Origin of the sequence: Amycolatopsis ultiminotia (assembly GCF_039536925.1) — a bacterium.
GTDB lineage: Bacteria > Actinomycetota > Actinomycetes > Mycobacteriales > Pseudonocardiaceae > Amycolatopsis > Amycolatopsis ultiminotia.
In genome coordinates this window covers 116225-116930 of the sequence record NZ_BAAAZN010000010.1, presented here as the reverse complement: position 1 = coordinate 116930, position 706 = coordinate 116225, and positions in this window count along the sequence as shown.

Sequence of the window (706 nt, the reverse complement as noted above, 5' to 3'; positions counted from 1 at the left end):
CGGCCAAGCGGCCAAGCGGCCAAGACGACGCCATCACAGCAACGCCGGCAGGGCGACTGCGGCACAGTTGCGGCACGGTCACGGCGACAGATCGTCGGAGTGACAGGCGGTCGGGGCCGGTCACGACGGGCTGGCAGTGGTCAGAAGCCGTTTCCGAACCGGGCGCGAACCTCTTGTACGTGGAGCGTGCGGCTTGGCGAAAGTGCTCCCGGTGGGAGGCACACGAGGTTCGACGGGGCGAAGCCGAAACAGGAAGACGTACCGAACCCGATGCGGGAGTCGGAAGACCCGGAGCATCGGACGGCCCAGGAAACCCGAACCGGCGGGCCCCAGGGAACCCGATCAGGAAACCCCAGAAAGGCCGCCGAAGGCGAAACCTCGCGCAACGGCCGACTCACCCGGGGCGAAACCTCACCCAGCAACCAAACTCACCCAAGACACAGCCTCGCCCAAGGCGCAGCCTGCCAAGGGTGAACCGACCAAGGACGAACCTGCTCGAGGCGGAGACCGTCGGAGGCGGTACTCACCCAGCGCGAACCCGCCGAAGACGGCCCGGCAACGCGAACCCGCGAGAGAGCCGAGAGAGCCGAGAGAGCCGAGAGAGCCGAGAGAGCCGAGAGAGCCGAGAGAGCCGAGAGAGCCGAGAGAGCCGAGAGAGCCGAGAGAGCCGAGAGAGCCGAGAGAGCCGAGAGAGCCGAGAGAGCCG